The organism is Psychrobacter sp. (assembly GCF_036731945.1).
GTDB lineage: Bacteria > Pseudomonadota > Gammaproteobacteria > Pseudomonadales > Moraxellaceae > Psychrobacter.
Map to the genome: position 1 here is coordinate 16,297 of NZ_DAINDI010000037.1, position 564 is coordinate 16,860.

Below are 564 nucleotides of genomic sequence, written 5' to 3' on the forward strand. Positions count from 1 at the left end.
CGCTTAGCTATCGGCAAACAGGACAGTGTCCGCTTAATCTGCCTTTAGATATGGGCACGCAGCAAGTCAATATCGCGGTTGATACCAAAGCTGCTGGCGTGACAAACACCGATTGCGCAGTTATCGCTACCATTCAAAACGTCAAATTTCCATTACGTTATTTAAATGAGCAGACGCTGGTTTTTTATCATCTGCCCGATAGCGATAATTGGCGCTGTACAACCTCGCTAAATAAAAGGCAAGCGCCTAAAGGCTGTAGCGAGGATTAATAAACGATAAAACTATAATAGCCGTTAGTTTTTAGAGTCAGCGGTCAGATTATCTTTTTCATCGGCGGGTATGGATTGGCTTTTTAGCGCGTCATAAAAGTCCGTCAAATCCATTTTACGGGCTTTATCGATATCTTCATCAAATAAGCTCTCAAGCTCCGCTATGGCTGATTGTGCCGATTCAATCATACTGGCTTCGTCGTCATAGATCGCTTGCTGGCGCTCGATCAAATCATCATCATAATCACGGAAAGTTTGGACGGTCTCGCGCGCTTTTTCTGCTGAAATACCTAGT

The 564-nt window shown here is 44.1% G+C and carries 1 protein-coding gene and 1 pseudogene; one reads left to right on the forward strand and one right to left on the reverse strand.

Going from position 1 to position 564, the window contains the following annotated elements; translation table 11 throughout:
• Nucleotides 1-269, forward strand: a 269-nt coding sequence (locus V7D75_RS08920; protein WP_442968943.1) for a pilin, incomplete at its 5' end; no start/stop codon positions are given.
• 24 nt (nt 270-293) lie between these two features.
• Here V7D75_RS08920 and V7D75_RS08925 read toward each other — a convergent pair.
• Nucleotides 294-564, reverse strand: a pseudogene (locus V7D75_RS08925) (glutathione-regulated potassium-efflux system protein KefB); the annotation flags it as partial.